Here is a 13,297-nt window from a genome sequence, read left to right as displayed (position 1 = left end):
CTTCAATACAAAGTGGCGGTGAAATAGCCACTTTGTAGCATATTTTTTCATTTACCCTATAATAGCCACAATTTACTCCTGGATATTTGATATCGTTCAGGTATCAATTCTGTGTTGATTTTTCTATCGCTGAACTCTGAAAAGAGGGCAGTGCCAACCGGTGAGTGGCGTTTGTTAAACGCTTGCCAGAGTAAGGGATGGTTTAATGACCCAAACAATAAAAAAGATGAGCCTAATAGGTCTCATCCTCATGATATTTACGTCTGTTTTCGGTTTTGCGAATAGCCCCTCCGCATTCTATTTAATGGGGTATAGCGCGATTCCGTGGTATATATTTTCTGCATTATTATTCTTTATCCCATTTGCTTTAATGATGGCGGAAATGGGGGCTGCCTATCGGAAAGAAGAGGGCGGAATCTATTCGTGGATGAATAATAGCGTTGGGCCACGCTATGCGTTTATCGGCACGTTTATGTGGTTTTCTTCCTATGTAATATGGATGGTAAGTACCGCAGCGAAAGTCTGGGTACCTTTTTCAACCTTCTTATTTGGCGCAGACATGACGCAGCACTGGCGTTTTGCGGGGCTTGAGCCTACGCAGGTCGTCGGGTTGCTCGCCGTCGGTTGGATGATTCTGGTAACCTGCGTGGCCTCCCGGGGTATTAATAAGATTGCTCGTATTACGGCAGTAGGCGGAATTGCCGTAATGTGTCTTAATTTAGTTCTGTTGTTAGTGAGTGTCGCTATTTTGTTATTAACTGGTGGTCACTTTGCGCAGGATATTAATTTCATCTCCTCGCCTAATCCGGGATATCAGTCCGGTCTGGCCATGTTGTCATTTGTTGTGTTTGCTATTTTTGCTTACGGCGGAATAGAAGCCGTGGGGGGATTAGTTGATAAAACAGAAAAGCCAGAAAAGAACTTTGCGAAAGGCATTGTCTTTGCCGCGATTGTCATTTCTGTCGGTTATTCACTGGCCATATTTTTATGGGGCGTTAGCACCAACTGGCAGCAAGTATTAAGCAATAGCTCGGTCAACCTCGGCAATATAACGTATATCCTGATGAAAAGCCTCGGGATGACGTTAGGTAACGCGCTGCATGTTTCTCCTGAAACCGCGATGGTGACGGGGGTGTGGTTCGCGCGTATCACCGGGCTTTCTATGTTTCTCGCCTATACCGGCGCTTTTTTCACGCTCAGCTATTCGCCACTAAAAGCGATTATTCAGGGAACGCCGAAGGCGCTGTGGCCAGCGCCGATGACCAAACTGAATGCCGTGGGGATGCCGACGACGGCAATGTGGTTGCAGTGCCTGCTGGTGAGCCTGTTTATCCTGCTGGTTTCGTTTGGCGGCGATACGGCTTCAGCGTTCTATAACAAACTGACGCTGATGGCGAACGTCTCGATGACGCTGCCGTATCTGTTCCTCGCGCTGGCGTTTCCGTTCTTTAAAGCCCGTACGGGCCTGGAAAGACCGTTTGTTGTCTTTAAAACCCGAGCGGCGACGTTACTGGCCACATCGGTGGTTGTGCTGGTGGTGACGTTTGCCAATGTGTTCACCATCATCCAGCCGGTGATTGAAGCAGGGGACTGGAACAGCGCATTGTGGATGACCGGAGGCCCGATCTTCTTCTCGCTGTTGGCAATGGCGATTTATCAGAACTACAGCCGCCGCACGGCCAACGAGCCTGAGTGGGCGGTGGAGTAAACTTCCTGCTGAATCCGGCCTACAAAAATGATTCTTCGTAGGCCGGATTCGGCGAAGCTGCCATCCGGCATCATTTTTGTTTACAAACTCCCCGCCGGGCGACTGCTTCTGCCCGCAGAACTTAAGGTTCTTCCCGTTTGCTTACCGCCGAGGCTCTCCAGACGCATCTGGAACGGTGGGAACGGCATATCGATACCGTGCTCACGGAAGCCAGCCAGAATCAGCTGGTGGATTTCGTGGCGCAGCGGCATACGATGCCCCATCTCAGCGGCATAAATACGCAGTTCGAAGATTTGAATCCCTTGCTGCAGGTCAACCAGGAAGACTTCTGGCGCCGGGTTATCGATAACCAGCGAGCAGCGTTGTGCGGCAGTAAGGAGGATCTGCGTAACCTCCTCGCTGTTAGCCTCCGACGGTGCCGGGATGGTTAATACCACACGGGTGACCGAATCCGATAACGACCAGTTGATAAACTGCTCGGTGATAAAGGCTTTGTTGGGCACGATGATCTCTTTGCGGTCCCAGTCGCTGATGGTCGTGGCGCGGGTATTAATTTTCGTCACGCTACCGGTAAGATCGCGAATCGTCACCGTGTCGCCAATGCGGATTGGTTTTTCAAAGAGGATAATCAGGCCGGAAATAAAGTTGGCGAAGATCTCCTGCAAACCAAAGCCCAGACCGACACCGAGAGCCGCTACCAGCCATTGCAGTTTGGACCACTCAATACCGATCATTGAGAAGCCCACCAGACCGCCAATCAGCATCAGCAGGTACTTGGTGATGGTGGTGATGGCGTAACCGGTGCCGGGGGTTAAATCGAGATGTTGCAGCAGCGCCAACTCCAGCAGCGCGGGCAGGTTGCGCACTAACTGGGTAGTGATGATAAACACCAGGATTGCGATAAGCACTGCACCCAGCGTTATCGGCTCTAAACTTTCCACACCCTGCACCGTGGAGGTGACATCCCACAACGAGATATTTTCCAGGAAGCCGAAAGCGGAATGAATTTCTGACCACAGCACAATGACCGAGAGCAGGGCGATAAGCATCAGGATAGAGCGCACCAGGCGCAGTGATTGCGCGCTGATAGCATCCAGATCCACTTCGCTTTCATCAACATCAATCGTGCCTTCAAGGCTGGTGGAATGCGCTGGTTCTTCTTCACCCCGTGCGCGCTGCGCCAGCATTTCGGCACGTCGATGCTTGGCGCGGTCAAACGCCAGTCGGCGGCGCTGGATCAGCATCCAGCGGCGGATAACGTGATACACCACCAGTAACAAGAACCAGATAGCTACGGACGTTTCCAGACGCGCCAGTAAAGCTTGCGACGTGGCGAGATAGCCCACTGCCGCAGCGAGAATGGCAATCAGCGGTGCGCCCATCAGCATATTCCACAGCATGCTGTTGACCATGTTATCGCTGTTGCCTTCTTTATCGAGGTACAGCGGTATCCCGGCGCGTTTCAGGCTCAGGGTCACGACCGCCAGCGCACCGCAAATCAGAATAAAGCACAAACGCCCCAGTGAGGCGGAGAATTCCCGGTCATTGAGATTATCAAACATAATCACCGCCATGATCAGCGGCACAATCAGCCCGATACTCATCAGGTAATAGTGCATGGCTTTCGCGACGCGGTTACGCGGCCAGCCAAAGTGGGCAATGAACAGACCGTTGGGGCGCGCAAAGGTGGCGCAAATCATTACTGCCCACAGCATGGGCACCGTGGCGGTAACGCCATCCCCGATAGCGACAGCCAATGGATAAGGCCAGGCTTCCTGCAATCCGTAACCGAGCGTTGCCCACAGCACCGGCAACGGAGAAGCGACGAGTATCGACCAGAACACCGTGCGTATCGTCAGCCAGAAGTGGTCCTGGGTGACTTTCCCGACCCGCGCAGATGAACGCTCCAGAAAACGGGTGAAGTGTTTGCGCGAAGAGAGGCTAAAGCCAACCAGCACCAATGCCGCGAAAAGCGGCAGCAGCGTTTCTTTGCTGGTCAGCATCATGATGCTGGCTTTGCCCAACTGATTAAACGTATCTAATGAGATCAGACGCCGCAGATCCTGGACGATGTCGACAGGCCAGGAGAGGGAGATGGGGCTAACGTCCGAGGTCCAGAAAAGATAGCGGTGCGTTGCTTCGTTGACCTCTTTTAGCGCATCTTCCAGTTGGCTGTTAGAGACTTTGAGCTTGGTCAGCTCAAGGATCAGCGTATCGCCACCCTGTAACAAAGAGTTCAGCAGCTCACGTTGGGTGCGTAACTGGGCGTTGAGAATGCTGCTCTGTTCAGCGGTCAGCGGTTGTCCATCGGCCTGATGAATCTGACGCAACTGCGGCTGTTTATTGAGGAGATCCTCATAGCGCATACGGTGCACGCGAAGCTGCGCCATTTCGGTATCCAACTGCTGAGGCTTGGGCATTTCCGGTAAACGGGATACCTGCGCGCGCAGCGCTTCTCCCAGCATATTTGAGACCCCAAGCCACTGAGACTGCTCTCGCAGCGTATTCAATGCCTGGCGCACCTGCAGCGTTTGGCTGGCGGCTTGACGCTGTTGCGAGGCGACCAGGTCCATACGTTGCGCCTGCTGGTTTAATGCCTGAGACAGTTCGCGGTTAACCTTGAACTGGTCGACAATACCTTCCGGCAGTCCCGCGCTGTTTTCCGCCAACAGTTCGGTGCTTTCCAGCGCTCGCTCTGCCTCACGCTGACGTTGACTGTTGAGCTGGTTGCGCAAAGCCTGCAGGTAAGTATCGAGCTGCTGGCTCTGTTTTTCCGCCAGCTCTGAGCGCATACGCGCCAGTTCCTGGCGGTTATTAGCGGAAAGCTGCGCCAGCTCCAGTTCATCGACCAGGGCTTTGAGTTTGGCGGATTCAGCCTGCATCGCCTGATTCTGCGCGGGATTAGAGTTGGCGGTACCAATACGTCGCTCAAGCTCATTTAGCTGGCGGCGGGCATCGGTTTGCTGTTGAGGAAGCTGGCTTAACGAGTCGGCGATTTCCCGGGCGCGATCCTGCTCCTGCTGGGCCTGACGACTCTTTTCCAACAGTTGGCTGCTGACCTGGAGGATCTCCTGGTTTAACGCATCGGTGGTGAGTCCGGTTGGCACATTGCGCGGTTCATCGCGCAGGTTGCTAAGCTGCGCGCGTAATGTTGCGGACAGCTTGGGGAAGTTATCAATAACCTGCTGATATTGCTGGGCACGCTCGAGAGAACCTTTACGCTCCTCGAGGGCATTCAGCGCGGACTGGAGAGCCTCAACGGTTTCTGGCTGAGCAGGTTTCGCCGCTTTTGCCTGCTCCAGTTCCTGGGTGAGTTGTTTGGCATCGGGGGCCGTCGCAGCGTACGCCCCCAGGCTGAGGCACCAGGCCATCAGAAAAGTGATAATCAGGCGCACAGCAGCGATTCCTATGTTTAACTTTCGTCTTTTTTGTCGTCAACCAGCGGGCTGGCGTCGTGTTCTGCTTCGATCTCTTCTTTCGCAAGCGGGGCAGGTTCTGCCTCTGGCGTCACGAATGTCTCGGTCGAGATGGCCATTGGCTGGCCGATTTTGGTCACTGAAAGGTCCTGCAACTGCTCAACCAGGTTAACTTTGCCAGGCGCGAACAGGTTGATAACGGTGGAACCGAGCTTAAAGCGGCCCATTTCCTGACCTTTCAACAGCGCCACCGACCCTTCGCTTTCGCCTTCCGGCCAGGTCCAGCGTTTGATGACGCCTTCACGCGGTGGGGTAATGGTGCCAGCCCATGCGGTTTCAATACTGCCAACGATGGTCGCGCCGACCAGAATCTGCACCATCGGGCCAAATTCGGTATCAAACAGACAGATTACGCGTTCGTTGCGTGCAAACAGGTTTGGAACGTTTTGCGCAGTCAGGATATTTACAGAGAAGAGATCGCCTGGCACGTACATCATTTCACGCAGGATACCGTTACACGGCATATGTACACGGTGGTAATCGCGTGGAGATAAGTAAGTGGTCACAAACGTACCGTTGCGGAATTTGTCCGCCATCTGGTAGTTGCCGGCCAGCAGTGCTTCAAGGGTATAGCTGTGCCCTTTGGCCTGCAGCAGTTTGTCTTCTTCGATGCTTCCTAACTGGTTAATCACGCCGTCAGCAGGCATGACCAGTACGTTTGGATCGGTGTTAATCGGGCGAACGTCGTCGCGCAGTGGGCGAACAAAGAAGTCGTTAAAGGTGCGATAGCTGGCGGTGTCCGGCTTTTGCGCCTCTTTCATATCGACCTTGTAATATTTCACGAACAGATCGATAACCAGTTTAGTCAGCCATCCTGCTCGTTTGCTCGCACCCCAACCCGCCAGGCGAGTGAGCCATAGTTTCGGCAGAATGTATTGTAGCGAAAGCTTAAATGAGTTTAACAAGGTAGCCTCCAGGCCATAATTTGTTCCCGATCCGGCATACGGGCCGGATCCTGAAAAAAGGGGGACGATTCTAGCGATGCTTAGCTTAGTTGTCAGTTGTCTGTATCAGAAAAGTTTTTACGTGTTTTTACCTGCGCCATGCTTTCCAGGATGCGGTGATAATTTTCAAACCGAGTTTCGGCTATTGCCCCTTTTTCTACGGCCTCACGGATAGCGCAGCCTGGATCGGTATCATGCTTGCAGTCGCGGTATTTGCAGTGGCCCAGGTAGTCATGGAATTCGACAAAACCATGTGTGATTTGTTCCGGCTCCAGATGCCACAATCCGAACTCACGTACGCCAGGGGAGTCGATAACGTCGCCACCGTGCGGGAAATGATACAGGCGAGAGGCAGTGGTGGTGTGCTGTCCAAGGCCGGAGTTGTCGGAGACATCGTTGGTCAGGATCTCTTCCTGCAGACCGAGAAGATTATTGAGCAGGCTAGATTTACCAACGCCCGACTGACCGGCAAAAATGCTGATGCGATCGGTTAATGCTTCTTCAAGCGGTTTCAGGCCGTCTTTCGTGCGGCTTGATACCATCAACACGCGATAGCCAATGTGGCGATAAATATCCATCTGTTCGTTAACAAAGGCCATGCCTTCGTCATCCAGCAGATCGATCTTATTCAATACGATAATCGGTTCAACGTGTAGCGTTTCACAGGCTACCAGATACCGGTCGATAATATTGAGTGACAGCTCGGGTAAGATGGCTGAGACAATAACGATCTGGTTGATGTTGGCGGCAATGGGTTTCACCCCGTCGTAAAAGTCGGGACGTGTCAGTACCGAGGTACGCTCGTGTACCGCTTCAACGATGCCTTTGACATTCACGCCTTCTGCTGCTGCTTTTCCCGGGCGCCAGACAACGCGATCGCCGGTCACCAGCGAGCGAATTGTACGGCGGATGTTGCAGCGGTGAATCTCACCGTCAGCAGATTCCACGTCGGCATGCATGCCAAAACGGCTGATAACGATGCCTTCAGCGGTTTCGCCAAACAGGTTGTCGTCGTAGTCTGGCTTCTCCGTGGACGTTTTCAGACGACGCTGGTGATTGGCGTTCACACGGCGCTGTTGGCCTTTGGAGAGTTTATTTTTACTCAATCGGACTGACTCCTGGTCGCCCATAATGGGCAAAACATTTATGATACACGCAATTTTAGATGAATATAGTCACACTGAATGTGACGCTGAAGGGTGGAAAATAGCATGAGTGCCAATGAAAACAACCTGATTTGGATCGATCTGGAGATGACAGGTCTGGATCCCGAGCGCGATCGCATAATTGAGATAGCCACGCTGGTGACGGATGCCAACCTGAATATTCTGGCTGAAGGACCGACAATTGCGGTGCACCAGTCCGACGAACAGCTGGCATTAATGGATGACTGGAACGTACGTACGCATACCGGTAGTGGGCTAGTGGATCGCGTGAAGGCGAGCACCATGGGGGATCGTGAAGCTGAACTGGCTACGCTGGCTTTTTTGAAAGAGTGGGTTCCAGAAGGGAAATCACCTATCTGCGGCAACAGCATCGGTCAGGATCGTCGTTTCCTGTTTAAATACATGCCGGAGCTGGAGGCGTATTTCCATTATCGCTATCTTGACGTCAGTACGCTGAAAGAGCTGGCGCGTCGTTGGAAGCCGGAAATTCTTGCTGGCTTCACCAAGCAGGGAACGCATCAGGCGATGGACGATATTCGTGAATCTGTTGCTGAGCTTGCTTACTATCGCGAACATTTTATTAAGCTTTGATTTTGTGGATGGCCGGACGGCGCTGTGGCTTACCCGGCCTACGAATATCGTTCCTGCGCGCTTGCACTGAGGTATGATTGTCGCTAAATTAGACGACTTGCCGATAAATTCAGCACTTAAACAGAAAAACGAAAAAATCGCTTTTAGGGGGGTTGCAGCTAAACGGATTTCTCGTATAATGCGCCTCCCGTAACGACAGAGAATTACACGTTACGGCAGCAGCAAAAGCAGTACAAATTTGCGGGAATAGCTCAGTTGGTAGAGCACGACCTTGCCAAGGTCGGGGTCGCGAGTTCGAGTCTCGTTTCCCGCTCCAAAATTTGAAAGTGCTTGTAAAGCACAGACCACCAATCGCAGAATTTCGAATTGCGACAAGGCGAAAACTGAATGAATCCTTAGGAGCTTACTAAAGTAAGTGACTTAGGCGAATGAAGGCAGCTAACGCAGTAGCGGTTCGAAAGACGAAGATTAAGCGGGAATAGCTCAGTTGGTAGAGCACGACCTTGCCAAGGTCGGGGTCGCGAGTTCGAGTCTCGTTTCCCGCTCCAAAATTTGAAAGTGCTTATGTCTACAAAGCACAGACACACCCAAGCGGGAATAGCTCAGTTGGTAGAGCACGACCTTGCCAAGGTCGGGGTCGCGAGTTCGAGTCTCGTTTCCCGCTCCAAATTCTTACCCCAATAAAAATATCCACAGCGAATAAATACGTTGGGGACGTTTTGTTTCGTCATTGACATACTCTTGTAAACAGACTTATCCACAGGCTCGGGTATTATTCCTGGAATGCAAAAAACTTAGTCGGGTGAATAGTATCATTTTAACTATTTGAAAATATTGAATTAATTATCATTTCAAATTGTTAATGCGATCACTTGACGATTTTTTCCCTCTTGAATATCAATGTGTTTTTATTTTTATACACAAGCTGTGGATGACTTAAGCGTCACGCGGCAGACCCTTTTCAATGACCCTGACCAAACGTTGTTTCTTCGGTAACTGCACTTCAACTACGCAGGCATTTCGCTTCTCGATTTGCTGAGCAACCGCCCACTCTATGTGTTCGTCGAGAAGTGGGTGCTCACCTCTGCGACTTTCCAGCGCGTGAATAACGGCTTCATCCCATGGGGCATTACCCAGCGCAACGGCGATATTTCGCAGCCAGCGCAGGTGACCAATACGACGAATAGCAGACCCCTCCGTGACTTTTAAAAACCACGCTTCGCTCCAGCTAAACAGCTCTATTAACTCCGGAGCATGAAGCTGTTTGCGTGGGTTGAAGTCATCCTCTGTCGTCAACTGCGAGTAACGGTTCCACGGGCAAATGAGCTGGCAATCATCGCAGCCGTAAATTCGATTCCCCAACAGGGGACGAAATTCTTCCGGGATCGGGCCTTCCAGTTCGATAGTGAGATAAGAGATACAGCGGCGCGCATCTACCGTGTAGGGTTCAACGATGGCCCCAGTGGGACAGATGGTCATACAGGCGACGCATTTCCCGCATCCTTCTTCTACTGGGTTGTCGACCGGCAGGGGCAAATCGATCAGTAATTCCCCGAGAAAGAAAAATGAACCAGCTTCGCGATTGAGGATAAGTGAGTGCTTACCTGTCCAGCCAAGCCCGGATTTTTCCGCTAATGGACGCTCAAGAATGGGCGCAGAATCGACAAAAGGTCTAAAATTCAGCGAAACGCAGTGCTGTTGAATCCTCTCTCCCAGCTTTTTTAAGCGGTTACGTAGCAGTTTATGGTAGTCGCGCCCAAGCGCGTAACGGCTGACGTAACCCAGAGAGGGGTTTTTCAACGTGCTGGCAAAGGCCGCATTGGCAGGAAGATAGTTCATACGTACGCTGATGACACGTAACGTACCGGGTAATAATTCGTGAGGTCGGGCGCGCATCATGCCGTGACGGGCCATCCAGTCCATCTCGCCGTGATAGTGTTTATCCAGCCAGGCCTGCAGTTTGGGCTCCGCTTCGCTGAGGTCGGTATCGGCAATACCGACCTGCTGAAAGCCAAGCTCCAGCCCCCACTGCTTAATATTTTGCGCTAACTGATTGAGATCGAGGGGCTCTGACATGACGGACCATACAATGAAGAAAAACCCCGCAAGTATACCACACTCCATTTGGCACGCCGATGACATCAGGTGGATGGAGCGAGAGGCGGCAGACAGTTTAGGACTGACGTTGTACGAGCTGATGCAACGGGCGGGAGAGGCGGCGTTTCAGGTCACCCGCAAGACATATCCAAACGCTCAGCACTGGCTGGTGCTATGTGGTCATGGCAACAACGGTGGTGATGGTTACGTGGTGGCAAGGCTTGCCAAAGCTCAGGGGCTTGATATTACGTTGCTGGCACAGGAGAGTGATAAAGCGCTCCCTGAGGAAGCACAGCAGGCGCGCGACGCCTGGCTTAACGCCGGTGGCGTCATTCATGCTGCGGATATCAATTGGCCAGATCGCGTGGACATCATTATTGATGCGCTGTCAGGCACGGGCTTAAAACACGCGCCGCGTGAGCCTCTCTCGGCATTGATCGAACGTGCCAATCACCATCCTGCCCCTGTCGTGGCGATAGACATTCCATCCGGCCTGCTGGCGCAGACGGGCGCGGCGCCGGGTGCGGTTATCAATGCTGCGCACACCGTGACCTTTATTGCGTTAAAGCCTGGTCTGCTAACCGGTAAAGCGCGCGATGTCACCGGACGCCTGCATGTTAACGCACTCGGACTGGACGACTGGCTGGCGGGACAGAACGCGCCGCTGCAACGGTTTGATGCTCAACAGCTTGTACACTGGTTAACGCCGCGTCGACCCACCTCGCACAAAGGCTCCCACGGTCGGCTGGTGATCATCGGTGGAGACCACGGCACGGCTGGCGCAATACGCATGGCCGGTGAAGCGGCGCTGCGTGCAGGAGCCGGGTTGGTCAAAGTGCTGACCCGAAGTGAAAATATTGCGCCTATTCTGACTGCCAGACCGGAACTGATGGTCGATACGCTGACGCCGCAGACTCTGGAAGAGAGCCTGGCGTGGGCGGATGTTGTGGTGATAGGACCAGGGCTTGGTCAGCAGGAATGGGGTAAAAAAGCGCTGCAAAAGGTAGAGAATTTTCGCAAACCGATGCTCTGGGATGCGGATGCGCTGAACCTGCTGGCAATCAACCCCGATAAACGTCACAATCGCGTGATCACGCCGCATCCTGGTGAAGCCGCGCGACTTCTGGGCTGTTCCATTGCAGAAATTGAAGACGATCGATTACTTTGCGCACAACGTCTGGTAAAACGGTACGGAGGCGTCGTCGTGCTGAAAGGCGCGGGTACGGTTGTTGCTGCCGAACAGGCCGAATTGGGTATTATTGATACCGGCAATGCTGGAATGGCCAGCGGCGGAATGGGTGATGTGCTTTCCGGTATTATTGGCGCATTGCTCGGACAGAAGCTTACCCCGTATGATGCGGCATGTGCGGGATGTGTCGCACACGGTGCGGCGGCGGATGTGCTGGCGGCGCGTTTTGGTACGCGCGGCATGCTGGCGACAGATCTCTTTACCACGCTACAGCGTATTGTTAACCCTGATGTGATTGACGTTTATCATGATGAATCGAGTAATTCCACTACCTGATGAGCAGGCGACTTTAGACCTGGGACTGCGGGTAGCCAAAGCCTGTGATGGCGCGACGGTAATTTATTTGTACGGCGACCTGGGGGCGGGTAAAACCACTTTCAGCCGGGGATTCCTGCAGGCGTTAGGTCACAAAGGAAATGTAAAAAGCCCCACCTATACGCTGGTTGAACCTTATTCGCTCGATAATTTGATGGTATATCACTTCGATCTGTACCGACTTGCGGACCCAGAGGAGCTGGAATTTATGGGGATCCGCGATTATTTTGCCAATGACGCCATCTGCCTGGTGGAATGGCCGCAACAAGGTAAAGGTGTACTGCCAGACCCGGACGTCGAAATACACATTGAATATCAGGCGCAAGGTCGAGAGGCGCGCATAAGCGCAGTCTCCTCATCGGGTGATTTATTGCTGGCGCGTTTAGCCGATTAACCTTAAGGGTGGCGGGATGATTTATCGCATCAGAAACTGGCTGATGGCAACACTGGTCCTGCTGTGCGCGCAGGCAGGGGCCGCCAGCCTCTCCGATCTTCAGGTGTCCAATGGCGATCAACAAGCGCGGATTACGCTGAGCTTTATTGGCGATCCTGAATACGCAGTTTCGCAGGACGGGAAACGAACCGTCGCGTTGGATATTAAACAAACCGGTGTGATTCAGGGGTTACCGCTGCTGTTTAGCGGCAATAATCTGGTGAAATCTATCCGTTCCGGCACGCCAAAAGATGCGCAGTCTCTGCGCCTGGTGGTGGATTTAACCGAGAACGGCAAAGCCGAAGCCGTAAAACGCCAGAACGGCGGCAATTATACCGTCGTGTTTACCATCAAAGCTGATGCGCCTCCGCCGCCTCCACCACCTCCAGTGGTTGCGAAGCGTGTTGAAGCGCCGGTTATCGCCCCGCGCCCTGCCGAGCCTGCGCGTAATCCGTTTAAAGCGGAAAACGATCGCACCACGATGGTAACCAACAGTAATACCTCCACACGACCTGCGGCGCGCGCCAGTACCAGTAACGGCGAAAAAGTAGTTATCGCCATTGATGCCGGACACGGCGGGCAGGATCCTGGCGCTATTGGTCCCGGTGGCACACGTGAGAAAAACGTCACGATTGCCGTGGCGCGTAAACTGCGCAGTTTGCTCAATGATGACCCGATGTTTAAAGGCGTACTCACCCGTGATGGCGATTACTTTATCTCGGTGATGGGGCGTTCAGACGTTGCGCGTAAACAAAACGCCAACTTCCTGGTCTCTATACATGCAGATGCCGCACCAAACCGGGATGCCACTGGTGCTTCCGTCTGGGTACTGTCAAACCGTCGGGCAAACAGTGAGATGGCCGGCTGGCTGGAACAGCACGAAAAGCAATCGGAACTGTTGGGTGGGGCGGGCGATGTGCTGGCAAACAGCCAGTCCGATCCTTATCTCAGCCAGGCCGTGTTGGATCTGCAGTTCGGTCATTCGCAACGCGTTGGGTATGATGTAGCGACCAGCATGATCGGCCAGTTAGAACGTATTGGCTCGATGCATAAGCGTCGTCCGGAACACGCCAGCCTTGGGGTATTACGTTCGCCTGATATCCCGTCAGTGCTGGTTGAAACCGGCTTTATCAGTAACAACAGCGAAGAGCGTCTGTTGGCGAGTGATGACTACCAGCAGCAGCTGGCCGAGGCAATTTACAAAGGATTGCGTAACTATTTCCAGGCGCACCCGATGCAAACCGGGCCTCAGGGCACACCGGCGCAAACCGCGAGTGCGGTATCGCCTGGCAACACGTTAACAAATTAAGGATTAGCC

At 53.1% G+C, this 13,297-nt stretch carries 9 protein-coding genes and 3 tRNA genes; 8 read left to right on the top strand and 4 right to left on the bottom strand.

The window, feature by feature from the left end:
• Positions 1–205 precede the first annotated feature (205 nt).
• Positions 206–1,708: a glutamate/gamma-aminobutyrate family transporter YjeM gene (gene yjeM, locus HV345_RS21190; protein ID WP_080859584.1), complete on the top strand. Its 1,503-nt coding sequence runs from the start codon at positions 206–208 to the stop codon at positions 1,706–1,708.
• 80 nt (positions 1,709–1,788) lie between these two features.
• On the opposite strand, the gene mscM is transcribed toward yjeM, so the two are convergent.
• The 3 genes from mscM to rsgA all read right to left on the bottom strand — a co-directional run bounded on the left by mscM (position 1,789) and on the right by rsgA (position 7,234).
• Positions 1,789–5,103 carry a miniconductance mechanosensitive channel MscM gene (gene mscM / locus HV345_RS21185; RefSeq protein ID WP_016151404.1) on the bottom strand — a complete coding sequence of 1,105 codons (3,315 nt, stop codon included), beginning with the start codon at positions 5,101–5,103 and terminating at the stop codon, positions 1,789–1,791.
• 17 nt (positions 5,104–5,120) lie between these two features.
• On the bottom strand, positions 5,121–6,089 hold the full coding sequence (gene asd / locus HV345_RS21180; RefSeq protein WP_047358902.1) for an archaetidylserine decarboxylase: 969 nt from the start codon (positions 6,087–6,089) through the stop codon (positions 5,121–5,123).
• A 92-nt stretch (positions 6,090–6,181) separates the two neighbouring features.
• The gene (gene rsgA / locus HV345_RS21175) at positions 6,182–7,234 is read right to left on the bottom strand and encodes a small ribosomal subunit biogenesis GTPase RsgA (protein ID WP_019078196.1); all 1,053 of its coding nucleotides are present in this window, start codon (positions 7,232–7,234) and stop codon (positions 6,182–6,184) included.
• A gap of 105 nt (positions 7,235–7,339) precedes the next feature.
• Here rsgA and orn point away from each other — a divergent pair, with 105 nt between their 5' ends.
• The 4 genes from orn (at position 7,340) to HV345_RS21155 (ending at position 8,552) form a co-directional block, all read left to right on the top strand.
• The gene (gene orn / locus HV345_RS21170; RefSeq protein WP_016151407.1) at positions 7,340–7,885 is read left to right on the top strand and encodes an oligoribonuclease; all 546 of its coding nucleotides are present in this window, start codon (positions 7,340–7,342) and stop codon (positions 7,883–7,885) included.
• 240 nt (positions 7,886–8,125) lie between these two features.
• Positions 8,126–8,201, top strand: a tRNA-Gly gene (locus HV345_RS21165).
• 156 nt (positions 8,202–8,357) lie between these two features.
• Positions 8,358–8,433 (top strand) — tRNA-Gly (locus tag HV345_RS21160).
• Between the two features lie 43 nt (positions 8,434–8,476).
• A tRNA-Gly gene (locus HV345_RS21155) sits at positions 8,477–8,552 on the top strand.
• 269 nt (positions 8,553–8,821) lie between these two features.
• Here the strand turns inward: HV345_RS21155 and queG are convergent.
• Positions 8,822–9,961, bottom strand: a complete 1,140-nt coding sequence (gene queG, locus HV345_RS21150; protein ID WP_181636023.1) for a tRNA epoxyqueuosine(34) reductase QueG — start codon at positions 9,959–9,961, stop codon at positions 8,822–8,824.
• Here queG and nnr point away from each other — a divergent pair.
• The 3 genes from nnr to amiB are packed head-to-tail and all read left to right on the top strand — an operon-like array spanning position 9,960 to position 13,288.
• Entirely contained in the window at positions 9,960–11,507 is a 1,548-nt protein-coding gene (nnr, locus tag HV345_RS21145; protein ID WP_181636022.1) for a bifunctional ADP-dependent NAD(P)H-hydrate dehydratase/NAD(P)H-hydrate epimerase, read from the top strand. The two genes, queG and nnr, sit on opposite strands and share 2 nt — an antisense overlap.
• A complete protein-coding gene (gene tsaE, locus HV345_RS21140) occupies positions 11,479–11,940 on the top strand; it encodes a tRNA (adenosine(37)-N6)-threonylcarbamoyltransferase complex ATPase subunit type 1 TsaE (RefSeq protein ID WP_016151410.1) in 462 nt (153 codons plus the stop codon). Before nnr ends, tsaE begins: the two co-directional genes overlap by 29 nt.
• A 16-nt stretch (positions 11,941–11,956) precedes the next feature.
• On the top strand, positions 11,957–13,288 hold the full coding sequence (gene amiB, locus HV345_RS21135) for an N-acetylmuramoyl-L-alanine amidase AmiB (protein ID WP_019078199.1): 1,332 nt from the start codon (positions 11,957–11,959) through the stop codon (positions 13,286–13,288).
• Positions 13,289–13,297 lie beyond the last annotated feature (9 nt).

The sequence above is a fragment of the Citrobacter sp. RHBSTW-00986 genome, assembly GCF_013783065.1.
GTDB classification, from domain to species: domain Bacteria; phylum Pseudomonadota; class Gammaproteobacteria; order Enterobacterales; family Enterobacteriaceae; genus Citrobacter; species Citrobacter braakii.
The sequence above is the reverse complement of the archived record's forward strand: the minus strand, read 5'-3'. Positions and strand labels throughout refer to the sequence as shown.

What these genes read in the sequence shown, in the direction of transcription:
- yjeM (WP_080859584.1), top strand. Translation starts at nt 206, where the DNA reads ATGACCCAAACAATAAAAAAGATGAGCCTAATAGGTCTCATCCTCATG.
- orn (WP_016151407.1), top strand. Translation starts at nt 7,340, where the DNA reads ATGAGTGCCAATGAAAACAACCTGATTTGGATCGATCTGGAGATGACA.
- nnr (WP_181636022.1), top strand. Translation starts at nt 9,960, where the DNA reads ATGACGGACCATACAATGAAGAAAAACCCCGCAAGTATACCACACTCC.
- queG (WP_181636023.1), bottom strand. Translation starts at nt 9,961, where the DNA reads ATGTCAGAGCCCCTCGATCTCAATCAGTTAGCGCAAAATATTAAGCAG.
- tsaE (WP_016151410.1), top strand. Translation starts at nt 11,479, where the DNA reads ATGATGAATCGAGTAATTCCACTACCTGATGAGCAGGCGACTTTAGAC.
- amiB (WP_019078199.1), top strand. Translation starts at nt 11,957, where the DNA reads ATGATTTATCGCATCAGAAACTGGCTGATGGCAACACTGGTCCTGCTG.